Annotated in this window: 19 protein-coding genes; 13 read left to right on the forward strand and 6 right to left on the reverse strand. The window is 56.0% G+C overall.

The window, feature by feature from the left end; genetic code table 11:
* Positions 1 to 273: 273 nt before the first annotated feature.
* Positions 274 to 1,647: an oxygen-independent coproporphyrinogen III oxidase gene (gene hemN / locus ACZYUB_RS10580; protein WP_463947735.1), complete on the reverse strand. Its 1,374-nt coding sequence runs from the start codon at positions 1,645 to 1,647 to the stop codon at positions 274 to 276.
* A gap of 52 nt (positions 1,648 to 1,699) precedes the next feature.
* A complete protein-coding gene (gene yihI, locus ACZYUB_RS10585) occupies positions 1,700 to 2,302 on the reverse strand; it encodes a Der GTPase-activating protein YihI (protein ID WP_463947736.1) in 603 nt (200 codons plus the stop codon).
* 200 nt (positions 2,303 to 2,502) lie between these two features.
* Between yihI and ACZYUB_RS10590 the strand changes: the two genes are divergently transcribed.
* Both ACZYUB_RS10590 and ACZYUB_RS10595 read left to right on the forward strand, forming a co-directional pair.
* Positions 2,503 to 2,739, forward strand: coding sequence for a hypothetical protein (locus tag ACZYUB_RS10590; RefSeq protein ID WP_463947738.1), 237 nt, complete (start codon positions 2,503 to 2,505; stop codon positions 2,737 to 2,739).
* Between the two features lie 134 nt (positions 2,740 to 2,873).
* A complete protein-coding gene (locus ACZYUB_RS10595; RefSeq protein ID WP_463947739.1) occupies positions 2,874 to 3,575 on the forward strand; it encodes a DUF3334 family protein in 702 nt (233 codons plus the stop codon).
* A 132-nt stretch (positions 3,576 to 3,707) separates the two neighbouring features.
* Here ACZYUB_RS10595 and ACZYUB_RS10600 read toward each other — a convergent pair whose 3' ends face one another.
* Positions 3,708 to 4,316 (reverse strand): DNA-J related domain-containing protein, encoded by a 609-nt coding sequence (locus ACZYUB_RS10600; protein WP_463947741.1) that lies wholly within the window; start codon positions 4,314 to 4,316, stop codon positions 3,708 to 3,710.
* Between the two features lie 162 nt (positions 4,317 to 4,478).
* Between ACZYUB_RS10600 and yihA the strand changes: the two genes are divergently transcribed.
* Positions 4,479 to 5,117 carry a ribosome biogenesis GTP-binding protein YihA/YsxC gene (yihA, locus tag ACZYUB_RS10605; protein WP_463947742.1) on the forward strand — a complete coding sequence of 213 codons (639 nt, stop codon included), beginning with the start codon at positions 4,479 to 4,481 and terminating at the stop codon, positions 5,115 to 5,117.
* A gap of 789 nt (positions 5,118 to 5,906) precedes the next feature.
* Here yihA and polA read toward each other — a convergent pair.
* The 3 genes from polA to ACZYUB_RS10620 all read right to left on the reverse strand — a co-directional run bounded on the left by polA (position 5,907) and on the right by ACZYUB_RS10620 (position 11,167).
* Entirely contained in the window at positions 5,907 to 8,645 is a 2,739-nt protein-coding gene (polA, locus tag ACZYUB_RS10610; protein ID WP_463947744.1) for a DNA polymerase I, read from the reverse strand.
* A gap of 411 nt (positions 8,646 to 9,056) precedes the next feature.
* On the reverse strand, positions 9,057 to 9,722 hold the full coding sequence (locus ACZYUB_RS10615) for a 7-cyano-7-deazaguanine/7-aminomethyl-7-deazaguanine transporter (protein ID WP_463947745.1): 666 nt from the start codon (positions 9,720 to 9,722) through the stop codon (positions 9,057 to 9,059).
* Positions 9,723 to 9,895: 173 nt separating this feature from the next.
* Entirely contained in the window at positions 9,896 to 11,167 is a 1,272-nt protein-coding gene (locus ACZYUB_RS10620) for a PqiA/YebS family transporter subunit (RefSeq protein WP_463947747.1), read from the reverse strand.
* Positions 11,168 to 11,521: 354 nt separating this feature from the next.
* On the opposite strand from ACZYUB_RS10620, the gene ACZYUB_RS10625 reads away from it, so the two are divergent.
* From ACZYUB_RS10625 to ACZYUB_RS10670, 10 genes are all read left to right on the forward strand, one after another.
* A complete protein-coding gene (locus tag ACZYUB_RS10625) occupies positions 11,522 to 12,274 on the forward strand; it encodes a hypothetical protein (RefSeq protein ID WP_463947749.1) in 753 nt (250 codons plus the stop codon).
* A 117-nt stretch (positions 12,275 to 12,391) separates the two neighbouring features.
* Positions 12,392 to 13,138 carry a bifunctional demethylmenaquinone methyltransferase/2-methoxy-6-polyprenyl-1,4-benzoquinol methylase UbiE gene (gene ubiE / locus ACZYUB_RS10630; protein WP_463947750.1) on the forward strand — a complete coding sequence of 249 codons (747 nt, stop codon included), beginning with the start codon at positions 12,392 to 12,394 and terminating at the stop codon, positions 13,136 to 13,138.
* Positions 13,139 to 13,171: 33 nt separating this feature from the next.
* The gene (locus tag ACZYUB_RS10635; protein WP_463947785.1) at positions 13,172 to 13,783 is read left to right on the forward strand and encodes a ubiquinone biosynthesis accessory factor UbiJ; all 612 of its coding nucleotides are present in this window, start codon (positions 13,172 to 13,174) and stop codon (positions 13,781 to 13,783) included.
* Positions 13,780 to 15,420, forward strand: a complete 1,641-nt coding sequence (gene ubiB, locus ACZYUB_RS10640) for a ubiquinone biosynthesis regulatory protein kinase UbiB (protein ID WP_463947751.1) — start codon at positions 13,780 to 13,782, stop codon at positions 15,418 to 15,420. The genes ACZYUB_RS10635 and ubiB overlap by 4 nt, the downstream gene beginning before the upstream one ends.
* A 66-nt stretch (positions 15,421 to 15,486) precedes the next feature.
* Entirely contained in the window at positions 15,487 to 15,735 is a 249-nt protein-coding gene (gene tatA / locus ACZYUB_RS10645; RefSeq protein WP_463947753.1) for a twin-arginine translocase TatA/TatE family subunit, read from the forward strand.
* Between the two features lie 3 nt (positions 15,736 to 15,738).
* A complete protein-coding gene (gene tatB / locus ACZYUB_RS10650; RefSeq protein ID WP_463947754.1) occupies positions 15,739 to 16,137 on the forward strand; it encodes a Sec-independent protein translocase protein TatB in 399 nt (132 codons plus the stop codon).
* On the forward strand, positions 16,134 to 16,871 hold the full coding sequence (tatC, locus tag ACZYUB_RS10655) for a twin-arginine translocase subunit TatC (RefSeq protein WP_463947756.1): 738 nt from the start codon (positions 16,134 to 16,136) through the stop codon (positions 16,869 to 16,871). Before tatB ends, tatC begins: the two co-directional genes overlap by 4 nt.
* Complete coding sequence (tatD, locus tag ACZYUB_RS10660) at positions 16,868 to 17,662, forward strand: 3'-5' ssDNA/RNA exonuclease TatD (protein ID WP_463947758.1); 795 nt, start codon at positions 16,868 to 16,870, stop codon at positions 17,660 to 17,662. Before tatC ends, tatD begins: the two co-directional genes overlap by 4 nt.
* Positions 17,659 to 18,675 carry a porphobilinogen synthase gene (gene hemB / locus ACZYUB_RS10665; protein WP_463947759.1) on the forward strand — a complete coding sequence of 339 codons (1,017 nt, stop codon included), beginning with the start codon at positions 17,659 to 17,661 and terminating at the stop codon, positions 18,673 to 18,675. Before tatD ends, hemB begins: the two co-directional genes overlap by 4 nt.
* Before the next feature lie 20 nt (positions 18,676 to 18,695).
* The gene (locus ACZYUB_RS10670; RefSeq protein ID WP_463947761.1) at positions 18,696 to 19,730 is read left to right on the forward strand and encodes a LacI family DNA-binding transcriptional regulator; all 1,035 of its coding nucleotides are present in this window, start codon (positions 18,696 to 18,698) and stop codon (positions 19,728 to 19,730) included.
* Positions 19,731 to 19,743 lie beyond the last annotated feature (13 nt).

A 19,743-nucleotide genomic window follows, 5' to 3' on the forward strand; every position in this document is an offset into this window, starting at 1 on the left:
AAAATTTAAGTGACAAGGTAAACGTTCAGCCCAGGTCCCAATTCCAGTCTATTTGTAACGGTGACAAAGGAGTTGACCACAGAATAACGTGCGGAGGGTCGAGCGAGCAGAAGATAAAAAAGAGGAGAAAACCATCAACGGTGGAGAACACAGAGGCGGCGGCTGCCAATATCCGCTCGGTTCACAGATCAGATCGCGAGCATGGATTGTCCGGTCGGGGGCAATAAAAAGCGGCGCCTGAATGGCGCCGCTAACGTTATAACAATGAAGGCATTAGATGACGCGGGAGAACTGCTGTTGTCGGGCTCGCTGTCGCAGATAGATATCAAAGCACATACAGATGTTGCGGATCAGTAAGCGGCCAGTGGCATTCACTCGAATACCCACATCATCCCTAGTGACCAGACCATCATCAATAAACGTCTGCAGCAATGCCAGGTCCTGAGCAAAATAGTCGTTAAAACAAAGATCATAGCGCTCGGCTATTTCGGCAAAATTCAGCTGGAAATTACAGATGAGCTGCTTAATCACATCCCGACGGATCTGATCGTCACGATTCAAACGGCAACCTTTCCACTGCGCCTGGCCCCGAGCTTCAATCGCAGCATAGTAGAGTTTCAGATCCTTCTGATTCTGCGAATAAGCCTCTCCCAACATGCTGATCGACGACACCCCCAACCCCAGGAGATCACACTCCCCCTGGGTGGTGTAGCCCTGGAAGTTACGATGCAGCTTGCCTTCTCGCTGCGCGACCGCCAGCTCATCATCCGGCAAGGCAAAATGGTCCATGCCAATGTACTGATAGCCTTCAGCGGTCAAAAACTCGATGGTGTCCTGCAGCATCGCCAGTTTTTCAGCGGCTGGCGGCAGGGTTTCATCTTTAATTTTATGTTGGCCGGCAAAACGACTGGGCAAATGGGCATAATTGAAGATAGAGAGTCTGGCGGGTGCCGTCTTGATCACCTCTTCCAGGGTGTGGCGGAAACTGGAGCGGGTCTGCAAGGGCAAACCGTAAATCAGATCCAGATTGGTCGAGCGAAATCCAAGTTCTTTACTCCGCACCAATAACGCCCGGATGAAGTCATTATCCTGGACGCGATTTACTGCAACCTGGACCTCATGATTAAAATCCTGAACACCGATACTCAGGCGGTTAAAGCCAACCTCCTGGAGCACATCCAGCATCGAGAGTTCGATTTCCCGCGGATCGACTTCAATACTGATTTCCCCCTGATCCGCAAAATTGAAATAGCGCCGTAACAGCGCCATCAACTGCCGGATCTCGTCAGGCGATAGATAGGTCGGTGTTCCGCCCCCCCAGTGCAACTGGGTGACGGTACGATGGGCAAATCGCGGGGCTAGGTGGGCGATTTCCTGCTCGAGGTATTCCAGATATTCAGCCGCTTTACGGGTTTGCCGGGTGACTATCTTGTTGCAGGCACAGTAGTAGCAAAGCATGTGGCAGAACGGAATATGCACATACAGCGAGAGAGGCCGTTCAGGATACTCGGCGGCAGCATGCAAAAAATCATCGACACCGAATTCTTCGCTAAATTCCAGGGCGGTCGGATACGAGGTGTAGCGAGGTCCGCTGTAGTTGTATTTCTGGATGAGCGCCTCATCCCACACGACCTTGTCAAACTGCACCCTAACCTCCGGAATTCAACGTTCAATACCGCAGCACACTCGCCGCTCTAGCTTACTTCTTACTGGGTTTATACTCGGGATCGATCTCGCTGGGATCAAAATCATCATTGATAAAACGCTGCAACAAATCATCGGGCGAAGCGGGTTCAGCCACGTCGTCGTCATCATCGTCATCCATCCCCAACGCGACTAGCAACTCCTGATGGCGCGCCAGACGGGCATCAAGCCAAGCCTCGTCGTCGGCAGATACGCTCAGACCGTCATCAAGGCGATCCAGCAACAGATTCAGACGCTCATCGTTCTCGATGGCCGCCAGCTCCTGTTCCAACTTCAACTGCAGTTGTTTAGCCTGCAGTTCTGCAACCTGCTCCGCAGTTTTCTCCGCTTTTGCCGGCTTTGCTACCACAGGCTTTTTCGCCGGTTCAACGACCAGAGCGACCGGCTTACGGGAGCCAACGCGGGGATCTTTACTACCGCTGCCGCTCTTGGTGCTGGAGGTCTGTTGTTCAACCGCCTGGCGAGAACCCGCTTTGAGGCCTTTGCGCTTATTATCGCGTTTGCGTTGACGCGCCGCATGGGCACTTTCTTGCGATTCGTTTCTCTTATGGACCTTGCCCTTCGGCGACGTCTGACGGGGCTTTTGCGTGTCAGCCATGGTGATCTCCGGCTTACATAATGATGAATGAAGGGCCGACTGGCCAATGGGGCAGCATTGTGACATGAAAGGGGCAAGCCCCCAAATTCCTCCTCAAGAATAGGCGAAAAAAGGCCGATTTGACCGGCACAGGTCATGCACAAGGCCGTGGACTCCAGGTATCCTTACACGGTATTCGTTCTTGAACCATGGAGTGGACCATGAGCCAGCCCCTGAAAGCCCCCCTACCCCTATTGATCCTGGACATTCTGGGTTCCATCCTGATGCTCTGGGGCATCATAGAGCATTTTGAAATCGTGCAGTTGATGCCGGAAGCATGGCGTTTTCCGTTCTATACCCCGGTATTACTGGTCAGCGGCCTGCTATTGATCATGCCGTATCAATTCAAAATTGTTCTCGAAGCATTGCGGCGACGGAACAGCAACACAAAACCATGAGAAGATCGCCAAGATCCCAACAGTAGCGCATCGACTCTGCCATAATCTGGATCAGAATTATCACCACCGCTGGCAGCTACGCCTGTTAGCGGCCTCACGGGAGGGCGAGGCATGTCCCTCCTGGTATCGCGACTATGATGAAGACAAAGAAAAACGCACCGATTTCGACCGAAGATATCCTGCTCAAATTGTGCCATTCCGTCAGCAGCGTTCTGAGCGAAGCCACCCACCATGAAGTCAACTACTCACCCATGGTGCAGCGGATCAGCAAAACTTGCTTGCGGCCTGACATCGGCTGTTTTGTGTTATTCGACGGTGCATTTTCCGGGTTGGTAGTAATTAATTTTACCGCCGCCGCCGCCCTCGAGGTGTATCAGAACTATCTGATGAACATGGGGATACCGAAAGAAGAGCTGGCCACCCTGCACACGTCAGACGAAGTCGGTAACGTCATGGGTGAATTAATGAACCAGATCCTGGGGGATTTTACCAACAAGGTGAGTCAGGAGCTGCAGACCTCGATCAGCCAGAGTCAGCCGAAGATGCTGACCCTGAATAAGCAGGTACTGATTTCGGTCGATACCAATCTGGATCGTCCTCAGGCTCGTCGCGTCTCCTTCTTCACCGAGAAGAACAATATCTTCTACATGGAGCTGGCGATGGATAAAACCGAGTTCATCCAGTTGCATGATTTTACTCGCCATGAAGTCGTCGATCCGGATAGTCTGCTACGCAGTGTCGCCAATGGCGAAAACATGGGCTCTCACGGCAGCGCCGCACCGGCCAGCCAAGGTAATGACGATCACGATGATCTGCTGGCCTCACTAGGCCTGTAACCTTACTATCAAACCGCCTACGGGCGGTTTTTTTATTCCATCATCAGCGCATTCAATCACGTCACCCCATATTCAGCTCGGGATGAGCTCATCGGCGACGCATTTCTGGCTCGCCACCATTCGTTAAACGGCTTAGGAACCATCTCGTAATTGCTCCCATGCCAGTCGTATAGCCATGAACTGCAAGGCATCTCCTTGCCGATCCGGGTGATGTTGGAGCGCCAGTTGTTTCCAGCGCTGACGGATCACCGGATACGCTGCGGCATCCGTCAGGCCCAGCGTTTCTAGCGCCTGACGACGCACCTGCGCAGAGAGGGTCGGTCTAGCCGCGTAGCTCCGCCAAAAATCATGCAGCAGAGCTTCAACCTCGTGCTGGGTCGTCATGAAACAATTGCACCAATCGAGATAGTAGTCCCGCAACGGATCCGCCTGTTGCAACCCGGGATGCCCAGCCGGAATGGGTACCAGTTGCAAGGCCAATGGCATCACCTGCAACCAGGTTCCGCATTCCAACAGTCGCTCCTGCAGTTGATACAGACCGTTCATGAGCAGGAAATTGGTACGAAACAATTGTATTTCAGCCGAGGTTTCCCAATCAGGGAGACAACCTTGATTCGCCAGACGTTGCATCAACTCATGCAGCTTATGGACCGGGGCATCGGTCAGCAACTGAGCCAAGATCGGCGTCAGCAGCGGATTCTGGTATGTCTGGTATGCTTGCTCCCCATGTTCCACCCTCATTGCCCTGCCCTCCATCTGGTCTCTCATCACCAAAAACCGGGCTGCGCGTCTGGCAAGCCATAACGGCATGACTCATGATACTATACGAGCAACTTGGCGGTTGATTACCGCTATTAGAGACTCAGCAAGACCCTTCACTTTTTTGATAATGGGAATTTAACCGTGCAAACGCCAACCCTGAATTTTAACAAGGTGCACTTTGTGACCAGCGCCCCGGATATTCGCCACCTTCCGGATGATAGCGGTGTCGAGGTGGCCTTTGCGGGGCGTTCCAATGCAGGAAAATCCTCAGCACTCAACGCTCTGACCAACCATAAAAACTTGGCACGGACGAGTAAGACCCCTGGCCGTACCCAACTGATTAACTTGTTTGAGCTGGAGCCTGGCCGACGCCTGGTCGACCTGCCAGGCTATGGCTATGCCCAAGTGCCAGAAGAGATGAAGCGTAAATGGCAGGCTTCACTCTCAGAATATCTGCAGAAACGAGAGTCGCTCAAAGGGCTGGTTCTGCTGATGGATATTCGCCATCCGCTCAAAGACACTGATCAGCAGCTGCTGGAGTGGGCCTCCAGCAACGAGTTGCCGGTGCTGGTGCTTCTGACTAAGGCCGACAAGTTCAACGCCGGTCCCCGGAAAAATATCGTACAGCAGGTTCGCCGTGATGTACTGCCATTCGGGCATTTAGTGCGGGTGGAAGCATTCTCGTCCCTGAAAGGCCTCGGTATTGACCTGTTAGCCGAGGTATTGACTGAGTGGTATTACGCCGGTGAAGAGCCGGAAGAAGATGCCAGCGCAGAGTAAATTCGGAATTTGGTTTCACTTTAAAACCGCCCGCGTGGCGGTTTTTTTATGGCAACAGCGATTATCATCGATATCAATCCTTAATGAGCAGCGCTTTCAAAAGAAAATTAAATCGATAACCAAACAAAAGCCAGAATAGAAAACCAAAAACGTAACTTTATTACAGATGGCAATAAAAAAACGCCAGATCTACATCTGGCGTCATGAGACAAAGTCTCAAAGGGGGAGGCGCTAACCTGCAAGACGGATCTGGCAATCAGCCTTGCAAGCGCTGGGTTAATTATAGCAGCTACGAATAAATAAAATGCAGTAATTACTCTATTTCATCGTCCGTATCGCGCCAATCCTCATATTTTAGGAACCAAAGCGCCAAAAAATAAAAAAGCCCCGATGAGTGATCACCGGGGCGGCTAAGCAGCCTGACTATGTCTCAAAGCAAAATGTGTAAGATGGAATATCTTACCTCTGTACCCTACCCCTCAAACTCTACGCCCCGTGCTGGGGCGATGCCAAGCAATTTATGGTGTAAAGTTTCAATAAAAAGCTGGGATGTGACTGGTAACATTTTCAATAACCCACCACTAAAACAAACAGGTTCACTCCCCATTACTGCGCTGGGCGACGACTCGTCAAGGTCATCCGATAAGTAGATAAAAAAAGACCTCCACGGGGGAGGTCTACAAAATGGTCCAATTTCTGCTATTAAGTTAGTCAGCAGATTTCGGCGAAAGTTCCTACGTTTGAAGAACTTTTTTCTGGATGCCGGAAAAATTGCCAAACAAGCCGCAGTTAATGTGCCTGATCCCAGTTATCGCCAACCCCGATCCCCACCTCGAGCGGCACAGCCAACTCGGCGGCCTGACTCATCAAGCGGCGAATCTCCGGCAGATAGCCATCGATTTTGTCTTCGCGAACCTCAAATACCAATTCATCGTGCACCTGCATCAACATACGAATGCTGCCGGCCTCGCAGTTTGGCAGCCACTCGGCGAGTTGAATCATAGCCCGCTTGATAATGTCAGCCGCCGTACCCTGCATCGGCGCATTGATGGCGGCCCGCTCGGCAGCCTTACGCAATCCCTGATTCCGGGCACGAATATCGGGTAGATAAAGGCGACGACCAAACAGGGTTTCCACATAGCCCTGCTCTTCGGCTTGGGCCCGAGTGCGCTCCATATAGCGCTGTACGCCCGGGTAGCGAGCAAAATAGCGGTCCATATAGTGCTGTGCTTCACTGCGCGGGATACCCAGTTGCTTGGCCAGACCAAATGCGCTCATGCCATAGATGAGACCGAAGTTGATCGCTTTGGCGTTACGCCGCTGTTCCGTGGTGACTTCGACAGGGGGGATGCCCATGATTTCGGCTGCTGTTGCACGGTGAATATCTTGTCCTGCCGCAAATGCACTCAGCAAACCAGGATCTTCAGACAGATGCGCCATGATCCGCAATTCGATTTGCGAATAATCCGCCGCCACCAGCTTGTAGCCCGGCGGCGCAATAAAAGCCTGGCGGATCCGTCGTCCTTCTTCGCTGCGGATCGGTATATTTTGCAAATTCGGATCGGTGGAGGAGAGACGTCCGGTTGCCGTGACAGCCTGATGATAGGAGGTATGTACCCGTCCCGTCGTTGCATTCACCATTAAGGGCAGTTTATCCGTGTAGGTGGATTTCAACTTAGCCAAGGTGCGGTGCTCCAGCAGCAGGCGTGGCAGCTCATAGGTTTCCGCCAACTCCGCCAGTACTTCTTCCGCCGTCGAAGGCGCGCCTTTGGGCGTCTTCTTCAACACGGGCAAACCAAGCTTCTCAAACAGAATTTCCGCCAGCTGTTTCGGCGATGCCAGATTAAACGCCTGCCCAGCCATGTCATGGGCTTGCAGCTCGAGCTCATGCAACCGCACTTCGATTTGCTGGCTCTGCTCGGCCAGCTTGGGGACGGAAATCAGCGCCCCACAGCGCTCCATATCGGCCAGGATCGGCACCAACGGCAGCTCTATGCTCTCCAGCACCGACTGTAGCGCCGGTACCGCAGCCACTTGTGGCCACAGGGTCTGATGCAGTCGTAAGGTAATATCGGCATCTTCTGCGGCATAGGGTGCCGCCTTCTCCAGTTCAATCTGGTTGAAGGTCAGCTGCTTGACGCCTTTGCCTGCGATCTCCTCGAAGGTCACGGTCTTGACCCCCAGATACTTGGCCGCCAAATCATCCATATTGTGCCGGGTCGCCGTGGAGTCCAGCACATAGGATTCGAGCATGGTGTCGAAGGCAATACCCCGCAATTCGATGCCATGATTGCGCAACACGTTGCGATCAAATTTCAGATTCTGGCCTACCTTACGCTTGCTGGCATCTTCCAGCAGTGGCTTGAGGCGGGCCAAGCAGGCATCCCGATCCAGCTGGGCCGGAGCGCCCAAGTAGTCGTGGGCCAAGGGCAGATAAGCCGCTTCCCCGGCGGTTACCGCAAAGGAAACACCCACAATCCGGGCTTGCATGTAATCCAGAGCGTCGGTTTCGGTATCAAAGGCAAACAATTCGGCCTCAGCTAAACGCTGTAACCAGAGAGCAAAATCGGCCTCGTCGAGGATGGTGTGATAGAGCACCGCATCCGGCGCCTTCGGCAACGCGGATTGCGCCTCGGCAACGGCGGCCGCACTGCCTTCCTCTTCCATCAGCCCCTTGAATTCGTATTCCCGATACAGCGCCTGCAAGGCTTGGTGATCCGGCATCGGCCGAGTAATGTCGGTAATTCCTACCTCCAGCTCGACATCGGTCTTGATGGTTGCCAGTTCATAGGAAAGACGAACCACCGCCTCCTGCTCGCGGAATTTCTCGGCAAAGCCTTTGCTACCACGAAACGCCAGTGTGGCTACCTGATCCAGATTATTCGCCACCTCATTGATACTGCCGATCCCCTGCAACAGCGCTACAGCGGTTTTCGGACCAACACCCGCCATACCGGGGATGTTGTCACTGGAGTCGCCCATCAATGCCAGATAGTCGATGATGAGTTCGGGCGGCACGCCAAAGCGATCGATGACTCCCTGTCGATCCGTGGTCTCGCCTTTCATGGTGTCGATCAGGGTCACATGAGGAGACACCAACTGCGCCATATCTTTATCACCGGTACTGATCAGGATCTCGATCTGCTGCTCGGTGGCCTGACGTGCCAGCGTCCCGATGACGTCATCCGCCTCCACACCATCAATCACCAGCAGCGGCAAGCCCATAGCGCGGATAATGGCATGGATCGGCGCGATCTGAGCTCGTAGTTCATCCGGCATCGCCGCGCGATTGGCCTTGTATTCCGGATAGAGCTCGTTACGAAAGCTCTTGCCTTTGGCATCAAACACCACGGCAACCGGAGAGTTCGGATACTGCTTGAGCAGGCTGCGCAACATATTGGTCATCAGGCGAATCGCGCCCGTAGGCACCCCGGCGGCAGTCCGCAAATCAGCCTGTTGCGAGGCAAAAAAGGCACGATAAAGGTAGGAAGAGCCATCCACCAGGATGAGCGGAGCTGGGCTTGTCATGAAGCGAGTCCTGCAGAATTCGGAAGTGGGCTAAGGATGCCACAGCGACCTCGATTCGGCCACGGCGCAACCTGTGCATAATTTTAACAAGCTGTGGATATCTCTGTTGAGGAAAAAACAAGGATCAGCGAATGGTGCTTTCACTCGAAATGAAAACACGAATTTAACTATGCATATCAGCAAGTTAAATAATGAAGGATCCTGAATCGAACAGGATCCTGATCTCGGTCAATGTGGAAAACATTCGCGACATCTATAGCAGAACCACAAAAACTGAATTTTTCCCGCTACCTGACAGTAGGGAAGAACGGCAAGGCGAACATTTTGCGCACTTTCGAAGCACATGGATTTGCGGCAGATCACAAACTACACAACAGGTCATTTGAATCTGCCCACAGAACTCGATCCGCCCTAACTCAATTGGCGATTCAACTCGGCCTGCCGGGAACCCAGCAGCTTCGCCATGAGATAGCGCAACAAGACACCATACGCAGGCACAAACAATCCGATACTGATCAGCAGCTTGACTCCGTAGTCCACCGTTGCAATCTCGACCCAATGGGCGGCCATGAATGCATCGGGACTACGCCAGAACGCGATGAAAAAGAATGCCATCGTATCCAGCAAATTACCGACTATGGTGGAAGCCACCGGAGCCACCCACCAGGCTTTGAGCTGACGCAGGCGGTTAAACACCGAAACGTCCAGGATCTGCCCCAGCAAATAGGCCATAAAACTGGCGCAGGCAATTCTCGCCACGAACAGATTGAACTGCGCTAACTGTCCTGCCCCTTGGAACTGGCCTTCAAAGAACACCACCCCTAACACATAGGAGACCAGCAAAGCGGGCATCATCACAACCAGAATAATGCGGCGCGCCAATTCGGCACCGAATATCCGGACTGTCAGATCCGTTGCCAAAAAGATGAACGGAAAAGTAAATGCACCCCAGGTGGTGTGCAACCCGAACAGGCTGATGGGCAGCTGAACCAGATAATTACTCGCAGCAATAATAGCCACGTGGAACAGGGACAGACGAATAAGCGCCGTCTGATAGTGCGCGGGAGATAACTGCATATTGTGTCCTTTTTGGTGATGTAGATCCGTCAGACGGGGTGAGGGAACCCGTCAGACAGCCTTGACTACTTCGCACTCGGCACGCTCAGGATCCAGTGTGGATCCTCGCCCGGCGGCAGGCAAGGCGGCGCATTATACGGAGTTTTATCCGGACGGCAAGCTCCAGCGCCGACTCAGCGCGGACGACGATCCCAGATCAGTCGTGGATCAAACAACATGGCGGCAATCATGGTCACCACCACCACCCCAGCAAACGCCATCGCTGCCGCACCGGGATAGATGGACATCAGCTTACCCATCCGGATCAAGGCCACCAGGATCGCGACCACAAACACATCCACCATCGACCAACGGCCAACGAACTCGGTCAGCCGATAGAGGCGGGTTCTGCCCCGCCGATGGTGGACTTCTCCCTTCCGCACGGTATAGCAGAGCCAGAACAGTGCCAGGATCTTGGCTATCGGTACCAACACACTAGCCACGAAAATGACAATGGCAATGGGATAAGAGCCCATGTTCCACAGCAGGATCACCCCACCCAGGATCGTGGAGTAGATATTAGTGCCCAGGCTTTCTGTCACCATGATAGGCAGCAGATTGGCCGGAATATAAAGGATGCAGGCGGTGATCAGCAGCGCCACACAGTATTCGATACTGTGGGGGATACGCGTATGCACCACGCTCTGGCAACGGGGACAACGCACAGTATCAGCCAGCAGAATGCCATCACAACCATGGCAATGGGTTACCCCTTGCGCCAGGGCATTCTGTCCCTCCAGCAACAAGGGAATTTCCGGCATCGGGCCGCGGATCTGCTCCCACATCCAGCTCTTGTCCAAGTACAACATGCTTTTTAAATAGGAAAGACTGAACACGCAGAAACACCAGAAACCGGAACCGACCGAGATCTGGGCCAGCGAAGCGATCTTGATGAGGCTGATGAGCACCCCCACTAGAAACACCTCGACCATGCTCCAAGGCAACAGCAAAAATAGCCACCGGGTTGCAAATGCAGCCAAAGGTGGTGGCCGTCGCCTTAGGCGAAACCCCAGATAGAGATAACAAACCAGCCCCAGACAGCACAGCGGCAACAATTGCATGCACAAGAATACCAACACCGACAAGACACGGTATTCCTCGCTGAAGAGCACCGAGGCCGCCTCGAACAGGCTCATGCTGTTCACCATCCCCTGAGCGTTGATAGCCAGGAATGGCAACACATTGGCACACAGCAGCATGATAATACTGGTCAATGCAAAGACCGGAGGCCCCACCCGGGGATTGTTCGGCAGATGCACCAGTACATTACCGCACTGCGGGCAAAGTGCCTGTTCTCCCTCCTGCAATGCCGGCACGGCCACCAATAAATCACACTCGTGGCAAACGCTCTCCCGGGCAGGAAGTTGCTCTTTCACGGTAGGGTTGGTCACGGTAATTGAACTCATGAGCATTCGGAAAAAAAACGGGAATTTATCATCCGTGATCCCGGCTAGCGGTACAAGGGGGTACGCCTCGGCGCCGTGGCAGGGCAAAATCCAGCGCGCATGACCCAATGACCATTCCAATGGCGGGGAACGCAAAGTTTAACTTTCATTTGCTGACTCAATTGACACTTGACACAAAACCCCCTAAAACTCAGATCCAGCGCATAAAATCGAACCGCCCGGCCGATCAGGCTCCGCCATTTTGTAAAAAATGGAATCGCGGCTACGGCATTGCAGCCAACAGTCAGTGCATGATTCGCCGTCAGAACGGCCTCAAGGATGAGAGTACCGGCTAATTCAATACGGGTAGAGAGCATGTTGCAATGGATTAGGGAACAGTGGCACCAGGCACAACTCAGAGAATCCGCAAAAAAATCACCACCCAACCAGAGCGCCGAACGGGAGGCGTTGCTGTTTAGTGGGCTCTGGCGCGAACTTCAGGATAACCAATTGGATTCTGTGGTCAGTGCCGCCGGTTTATTATTGGAGCGCGGTAGCCCCCAGGAGCTCATCGAAGCCTGTAAAATTCTCGCTCATGCTCATCTGAACAATCACCGCCATGCCGAGGCGGTCAGTTACTTCCGCTTTGTCGCCGAACAACAGAATACCCCCGATGCCTGGTTCAATCTGGCAACCGCTGCCACCTTGGCCAAAGATTTTGCTACCAGTCAGCCTGCCTATGAACAGGCTCTGGATTTATGCACCACCACGGGAGCGATCAGCCATTACAGCATTCCCTACATGCGGATGAATTTCTGCAATGCGCTAGAGGCACAGCAACAACATGAGCAAGCCTTCGAACAATTGCAGTTGCTGCTGCACAGTTATCTGGATCCTGCACCCGCTCCGGCGCGACTATCCCCCATACTGCCTATCCAGCCATCGCTGCCTCAATTGCTGACCATTGCCTCGCGGATCCTGGCTCACCACTCCATGACAGAAGCTGAAATCTGGTATGGAAATCTGGCGCAGGGGTTATCCCCCCATGAGCGGCAGCTGCTCTCCCGTTTTCATATCCATATCAACGATGCACAGAATCCCGGACCCGATACCGAACCCACCACCTAACCGATTGGCACGCGGTTTTCTGCCACATCACCGACAACCCCGACCTCTTCCTCCTGATCTGGATCGTAAATTGCGATACACTGCGGCTGTTTTTTGGACCAGAGAACGGATCTAGAGATGAGTGACGAAACAACACATTTTGGCTACAAGACAGTCGCTGCCCACGAGAAAGAGCAGATGGTGGCGGGTGTGTTTCATTCCGTCGCCGCCAAGTATGACCTGATGAACGACCTGATGTCGTTTGGTATCCATCGTCTGTGGAAACGCTTTGCCATTGATTGTGCCGGTCTGCGTCCCGGCCATAAGGCGCTGGATCTGGCAGGCGGCACTGGGGATCTGACCGCCCGTTTCTCGCGCATCGTCGGTGAAACCGGAGAGGTGGTGCTGGCGGATATCAATGACTCCATGCTCAAGGTCGGTCGCGACAAGCTGCGCAATCTCGGTCTGGTCGAGAATATCCGTTACGTCCAGGCCAATGCCGAGGCCTTGCCCTTCCCGGATAACCATTTCGATCTCATCACCATCGGCTTCGGCCTACGCAACGTCACCGATAAAGACAAGGCGCTGGCCTCCATGTTCCGGGTGCTCAAACCCGGTGGTCGTCTGCTGGTGCTGGAGTTTTCCAAACCCACCAACGAGTTGATGGCCAAACTCTATGACCTCTATTCGTTTCACATACTGCCAAAAATGGGTCAGATCGTGGCGCAGGATGGTGACAGCTATCAGTACCTGGCCGAATCGATCCGCATGCATCCGGATCAGGAAACCCTCAAGGGCATGATGGAGGCCGTCGGCTTCGAGGCCGTCGAATATTTCAATTTAACCCAAGGCGTCGTCGCCCTGCATCGCGGTTACAAATTCTAAAATTCGGGAGTTGCGATGTCATTGCCGTTGCCAATGCCACTGGAGATCCTGCTCACCGCCGGGTTGGAAACTGCGCTGAATCAGTTGCTGGCGCTGGATGAGCGCGCTGCTTTTCGCCGTCAGCCGTTACATGGCAAGGTGCTGCAGCTGGATATTCGCGAACTGAAACCACTGTGGCTGGTGTTCTCGCCCAGCCAGGTGGATATTCTGACCCGCTATAGCGGTACCGCCGACGCCGGGATCAGCCTGAACCTGGATGCCCTGCCCCGCTTGCGGGACAAGAACCAGCTCACGCCGCTGATCCGTGAAGGCAAGGTCGATCTGCAAGGCGACCCAGCCCTGTTCAACCAATTTGCGATCCTGCTGGGCGAGCTGCACATCGATTGGGAAGGGCATATCGCCCGCTACACCGGGGATGTCATCGCCCATACCCTCTGCCACTCCGTCCGCAGTCTGCACCAGAGCCTGCGCCAACAGCGGGATATGCTGCGTCAGGACGTGGCGGAATACGTCACCGAAGAGGCCCGTCTCGCCCCCGGGCCTCTGGAAGTTGCCTGCTTCAGTGACGATGTCCGTGCGCTCAAACAACAATTTGACAGCACGGCACTGCGTCTGGAAAAACTGGCCCACAGGATTGGACTATGAGACTGCGCGAGCTACGCCGCCTGTACCGCATCGGTGCGGTTCTGCTCCAGCATGGTCTGGATGAATTGCTACCCCGGCAGTGGCAGCCCTGGCCTATCCGCCTCTGGCGCCGCAGCCTGTTCTGGTTGCGCAACCGCCACCCCACCGCCTCACGAGGCAAACGGCTACGGCTCGCTTTCGAGGCTCTGGGTCCGGTCTTCATCAAGTTCGGGCAGATGCTCTCCACCCGCCGCGACCTGCTGCCGCCCGATCTGGCCGAGGAGCTGGCACTGTTGCAGGATCGGGTACCGCCATTTCCTGGCGCCCTGGCTCGCCAGCAGATAGAACAGAGCCTGAAGCAGCCCATCGAAGCCTTGTTTGATGAGTTTGACGAGAGCCCGCTCGCCTCGGCGTCCGTTGCCCAGGTGCACACCGCGCGGCTCAAAAGCAGTGGTGAAGACGTGGTGCTGAAGGTGATCCGCCCGGATATCCGTCCGGTGATCGATGCCGACTTGGAGTTACTTGAAGCCCTCGCCCGCCTGGTGGCCTGGTTGGTGCCTCGTAATCGCTTGCGTCCGGTCGAGGTGGTGCAGGAATATCGCAAGACGCTGCTCGATGAGCTGAACCTGATGAGTGAAGCAGCCAATGCCATCCAGCTGCGGCGAAACTTCGAGGATTCGCCCCTGCTCTACGTCCCGCGCATTCATACCGATCTGTGCCGCGAAAATGTACTGGTGATGGAGCGTATCTACGGGATTCCGGTCTCTGATCGTCCAGCCCTGGAAGCCAATGGCACCAACCTGAAATTGCTGGCCGAACGCGGGGTGGAAGTGTTCTTCACCCAGGTATTCCGCGACAGTTTCTTCCACGCCGATATGCATCCAGGCAATGTCTTTGTCTCTTACGAACATCCCGACGATCCCCTGTGGATTGGCATCGACTGCGGCATTGTCGGCACCCTGAATCGTGCCGATAAACGCTATCTGGCGGAGAATTTTCTCGCCTTCTTCAATCGGGATTACCGTCGGGTCGCCGAGCTGCATGTGCAATCGGGTTGGGTTCCACCAGAGACCAAGGTTGAAGAGTTCGAATCGGCACTGCGTACCGTACTCGAACCGATCTTTGCCAAGCCTCTGGCCGAGATCTCGTTCGGTCAGGTGCTGCTGAACCTGTTCAACACCGCCCGACGCTTCAATATGCAGGTGCAGCCACAGTTGGTGTTACTGCAGAAGACCCTGCTCTACGTCGAGGGGCTGGGGCGTCAGCTCTACCCGCAACTCGATCTGTGGCAGACCGCCAAACCCTTCCTCGAACGCTGGATGCGACAGCAAATTGGCCCGCAGGCCGCTTGGCGAGCCCTGCAGGAGAACGCGCCATTCTGGCTGGAGAAGCTGCCGCAGTTACCGGATCTGGTTTACGATGCCCTGCAACAAGCGCAACGTCAGCAACATCAACTGGATCGGCTCTCGCATCAGTTCCAGCGGCAACACCAGCAGCAGGGCCGAGCCCGCTATCTGCTCGGCATCGGTGGCGCTTTGCTGATCGGCGGCTCGCTATTGCTCGAAAGCCGGTTCCACAATCTCGGCGTATGCGGCATAGTGACTGCCGCCCTGTTCTGGCTGGCTGGCTGGCGCGCTATGGCTACCCAACGTCACTGAACTTGCCCACCAGCTCCAGAATGGATAACCGGCTGGACCTGACCGCCACTCAACCTGAGGTGAATCATGCACTTTAGTATTACCGAACTCCTGCTCATCGCCTTCATCGTGCTGATCCTGTTCGGCACCAAAAAACTGCGCAATATGGGCGGGGATCTGGGCAGCGCCCTGCGCGATTTCAAGAAGGCGCTGCATGACGAGCCCAAGGCCGACAAGCCCCCCGTAGAGCCGGAACAGCTGGCCGATGCCCAGTTTCATGTCGACGCCGGATCCGCGCCGAAAAAACCAGCCGCCGACACGCCGCAGGATAAGTAAGCCATGTTCGATGTCGGCTTCTGGGAGCTGGTGCTGTGTGCCATCGTCGCGCTGGTCGTCCTGGGGCCGGAGCGCATGCCAGTTGCCGTCCGCAGCGTAGCGCACTGGGTTCGCATCGCCCGCTCGACCCTGAATGCCGTCAAATCCGAATTTGAGCATGAGCTGGCGCTCGGCCCCCTCAAACCGGAGCAAACACCCGACCAGCAGCCCCGTCACATAGCTGCCACCGAGACCTTGCCGTCATCGCAAACCGCCGTGGCGACCGAGATCCAGCAGGCGATTGCCGAGCTCAAGGCGGCCGCGGTGCAACGTGCCGGCAACTTGGGCGCCGAAAAAACGGGCGCCGGAAACGTGGACGCCTCGTCCCCCCTTACGCCCGTCGACGGCGACAAACAGCCATGACCCTGCATCAACAACCGCTGATCAGCCATTTGCTGGAATTGCGCCGCCGTCTGTTACGCTCGCTGGCGGCCGTTGCGGCCCTGTTTGTGGTGCTGATCTACTTCGCCAACGATATCTACCATCTGCTGGCGCTACCCCTGTTGCGAAACATGCCCAGCGGGGCACAGATGATCGCCACCGACGTCACCACCCCCTTCATGATCCCGATGAAGCTGACTCTGTATGTGGCGTTGTTTGTGGCTATCCCCTACGTGCTGTACCAGATCTGGGCGTTTGTGGCGCCGGGCCTGTATCAACATGAACGCAAGATGGTCTTGCCCTTGGTAGTGGCCAGTACCGGGCTCTATTACCTGGGCATGCTGTTCGCCTATTTTGTGGTCTTCCCCATGGTGTTCAGCTTCTTCGCCCAGACGGCGCCGGAAGGCGTCACCATGGCCACCGATATCGCCAGTTATCTGAGTTTTATCATGGGGATGTTCTTCGCCTTTGGCCTGGCCTTCGAGGTGCCCGTGGCCGTTTGCCTGCTGTGCTGGAGTGGCGCGACCACACCCCAGGCGCTGGCCGAGAAGCGTCCCTATTTCATCGTCGGGGCTTTTGTGGTCGCCATGTTTCTCACCCCGCCCGACGTGCTCTCGCAAACCCTGCTGGCAGTCCCCATCTGCCTACTCTTCGAGTTGGGTCTGCTCATGGGCCGCTTCTACCGTAAGCCCGCCCCACCGGAGGATACCCCATGATTGATATTGGCCTGAATCTGGGGAATGCCCAGTTCGCCCATGACCAGGATGCTGTGGTGCAGCGGGCTCGCGATGCCGGGGTCGAGGCCTTGATCCTGACCGGCACCGATCTGGCCGAGAGTGCCGCCGCCGCCGAGTTAGCCCAGCGTTGGCCGGGCTATGCCTTCAGCACTGCAGGTGTCCACCCCCATGATGCGCGCCACTGGGACAGCCAGAGCGCGCAAGCCCTACGGGAGCTGGCCGCCCAACCCCAAGTTGTGGCCATCGGCGAGTGTGGGCTCGATTTTAATCGCGACTTTTCCCCTCGTCCGGCACAGGAGGCCGCCTTCAGCGCCCAGCTGGAGTTGGCCGCCGAGTTGCGACGTCCGGTATTTCTACACTGCCGCGATGCCCATGCACGTTTCGTAGCCCTGCTCGAGCCCTGGATGTCGCACCTGCCAGGTGCCGTGTTGCACTGCTTTACCGGCAACGGTGACGAGTTGGCCGAGTGTCTGGCCCTGGGACTGCACATTGGTGTTACCGGTTGGGTCTGCGATGAACGTCGGGGTGAGGAGCTTCGCGCCCTGGTACCGAGAATCCCGGCCGGACGTCTGATGATCGAAACCGATGCCCCCTATCTGTTACCGCGGGATCTGAGCCCGAAACCCAAATCCCGCCGCAATGAGCCGGCCTTCCTGCCCCATATCGCGGCCAGCATCGCCATGCTCCGCGGGGAACCGGTGACCCAACTGCTGGCCCATACCCGTGCGACCAGCAGAGCCTTCTTTCGCCTTGATGAGGTACCGTTATGACCCAATTCGTTGCCGCGGCCTTTCCAGCCCGCCGCCCGCGCCGTTTGCGCAAACATGACTTCAGTCGCCGCCTGGTCCGGGAAAATGTTCTGACCGTGGATGATCTCATCTATCCGGTCTTCGTACTGGAGGGAGAGAATCGCCGCGAGGCCATCGCCAGCATGCCGGGAATCGAACGCCTGTCGCTGGATCTGCTGTTGCAGGAGGCTGCCGAATTGGTCGCACTGGGCTTACCGGCGATTGCCCTGTTCCCGGTGATCGGTCAGGAGCACAAGAGTCTCGACGCCACCGCCGCCTGGGATGATCAGGGCCTGGTTCAGCGCACGGTGCGCGCCCTCAAAGCAGCGTTCCCGCAGCTGGGCGTCATCACCGATGTCGCTCTCGACCCCTACACCACTCACGGTCAGGACGGCATCATAGATGACAGCGGTTATGTGCTGAACGAGGTCACCACCCGGGCACTGGTGAAACAGGCGCTCTCCCATGCCGTAGCGGGAGCCGATGTGGTCGCCCCTTCCGACATGATGGACGGCCGCATCGGCGCCATCCGCGAGGCACTGGAAAGCCATGGCTTCTCCAACACCCAAATCATGGCCTACTCGGCCAAGTACGCCTCCCACTACTATGGCCCTTTCCGGGACGCAGTCGGCTCGGCCGCTAATCTGGGCAAGAGCAGCAAGGAAACCTACCAGATGGATCCGGCCAACAGCGATGAGGCCCTGCACGAGGTCGGTATGGATATCGCCGAGGGTGCCGATATGGTGATGGTCAAACCCGGCATGCCCTATCTGGATGTGGTGACCCGGGTCAAAGCCCAGTATGGCGTCCCGACCTTCGCCTATCAGGTCAGTGGCGAGTACGCCATGCATATGGCGGCGATCCAGAATGGCTGGCTCAAGGAGCGCGAGACAATCCTCGAATCCTTGATCTGCTTTAAACGGGCAGGCGCTGACGGCATCCTCACCTACTTTGCCAAGCGCGTTGCTCAATGGCTTCGCCAGACATCGGCCTGACCGGCTAAGGGATCTCCACCATGAGCAAGCTGACAATCCGGGACGTGGCACGAGAGGCCGGGGTATCCATTGCCACCGCCTCCTATGTGCTGAACAACAAGCCGGGTAAGGTCTCCAGCGCAACCCGAGACCGGGTATTGTTGGTTGCCGAGCAACTCGGTTACCGACTGCATCCGGGCGCCCGTCAGCTGCGCGGCATCTCTCATACCCTGCTGATCCTGTTGCCTGGACACAAATGGGCGCCGGATCTGCGTGGCATCTTAATGGATTACCCCTTCTTCAACGAGCTACTGGCCGGAATAGAACATGCTGCCTTCGATGCCAAGTTGCAGCCCTCCCTCCAGCGCATCGAACGCCCCGAGGATATTCGCCATCTGCTCAACGGCCCGACACCGAGTGGCGTATTGGTCTTGGGAAAACACGATGATGGGGTGTTGCAAGCATTAGAAGCCTTGGATGCGCCCGTTGCCCTGATCGATGACCGCGATTATTTCAGCCAGCATCCGATGTCCCGTTTTCATGACTACAGCATTGACGATGCTCTGCTCGGTGAGCTGGCGGCCGAACATCTGCTGAGTCTCGGCCACCGCCGTCTAGTCCTGCTGTTTGGTACCCTCAGCGCCTCCTCCGTCCATCGCGAACGTCTCAACGGGGTGCGCCGGGCCTTGAGTCGCCATGGCCTGAGTCTGGATAGTGACTGGCTCATCGAAACTGATGTCACTCTGGCCGGTGTCACTCAGATTGAGCCGCAACTGCTGGCCCAACTGCAGCAGGGCGCCACAGCGATCCTGGCAATGGCCGATATTCTGGCTATCGGCTGCTTCAAGCTGCTGCTTCAAACCGACTACTGCATCCCCGAGCACGTCTCGCTGCTCGGTATCGACAATCTGCATGTCCTCAACTATCTGCCCCAACGCCTGACCACCGTCGGGCAGGATGTTTACGGCCGCGGTTATCAGGTGGTTCGCCTGCTTCAGGGCCACGGCTCAGAACTAGCGCCGGTCAGCCTGATCCCCGGCGACACCACAGGTCCATCCCCAACCACGCCCCGTTAATTCCTGTCATAAC

This window comes from Pseudaeromonas sp. HNCC25DJ182 (assembly GCF_055413365.1).

Coding starts and splice junctions, on each gene's coding strand:
- ACZYUB_RS10590 (WP_463947738.1), top strand. CDS start 2,503: ATGAGCCAGCCCCTGAAAGCCCCCCTACCCCTATTGATCCTGGACATT.
- tatB (WP_463947754.1), top strand. CDS start 15,739: ATGTTCGATGTCGGCTTCTGGGAGCTGGTGCTGTGTGCCATCGTCGCG.
- hemB (WP_463947759.1), top strand. CDS start 17,659: ATGACCCAATTCGTTGCCGCGGCCTTTCCAGCCCGCCGCCCGCGCCGT.
- ACZYUB_RS10600 (WP_463947741.1), bottom strand. CDS start 4,316: ATGAGGGTGGAACATGGGGAGCAAGCATACCAGACATACCAGAATCCG.
- polA (WP_463947744.1), bottom strand. CDS start 8,645: ATGACAAGCCCAGCTCCGCTCATCCTGGTGGATGGCTCTTCCTACCTT.
- ACZYUB_RS10620 (WP_463947747.1), bottom strand. CDS start 11,167: ATGAGTTCAATTACCGTGACCAACCCTACCGTGAAAGAGCAACTTCCT.
- ACZYUB_RS10615 (WP_463947745.1), bottom strand. CDS start 9,722: ATGCAGTTATCTCCCGCGCACTATCAGACGGCGCTTATTCGTCTGTCC.
- ACZYUB_RS10595 (WP_463947739.1), top strand. CDS start 2,874: ATGATGAAGACAAAGAAAAACGCACCGATTTCGACCGAAGATATCCTG.
- yihI (WP_463947736.1), bottom strand. CDS start 2,302: ATGGCTGACACGCAAAAGCCCCGTCAGACGTCGCCGAAGGGCAAGGTC.
- tatD (WP_463947758.1), top strand. CDS start 16,868: ATGATTGATATTGGCCTGAATCTGGGGAATGCCCAGTTCGCCCATGAC.
- ubiB (WP_463947751.1), top strand. CDS start 13,780: ATGAGACTGCGCGAGCTACGCCGCCTGTACCGCATCGGTGCGGTTCTG.
- ACZYUB_RS10625 (WP_463947749.1), top strand. CDS start 11,522: ATGTTGCAATGGATTAGGGAACAGTGGCACCAGGCACAACTCAGAGAA.
- ubiE (WP_463947750.1), top strand. CDS start 12,392: ATGAGTGACGAAACAACACATTTTGGCTACAAGACAGTCGCTGCCCAC.
- tatC (WP_463947756.1), top strand. CDS start 16,134: ATGACCCTGCATCAACAACCGCTGATCAGCCATTTGCTGGAATTGCGC.
- tatA (WP_463947753.1), top strand. CDS start 15,487: ATGCACTTTAGTATTACCGAACTCCTGCTCATCGCCTTCATCGTGCTG.
- ACZYUB_RS10670 (WP_463947761.1), top strand. CDS start 18,696: ATGAGCAAGCTGACAATCCGGGACGTGGCACGAGAGGCCGGGGTATCC.
- ACZYUB_RS10635 (WP_463947785.1), top strand. CDS start 13,172: ATGCCACTGGAGATCCTGCTCACCGCCGGGTTGGAAACTGCGCTGAAT.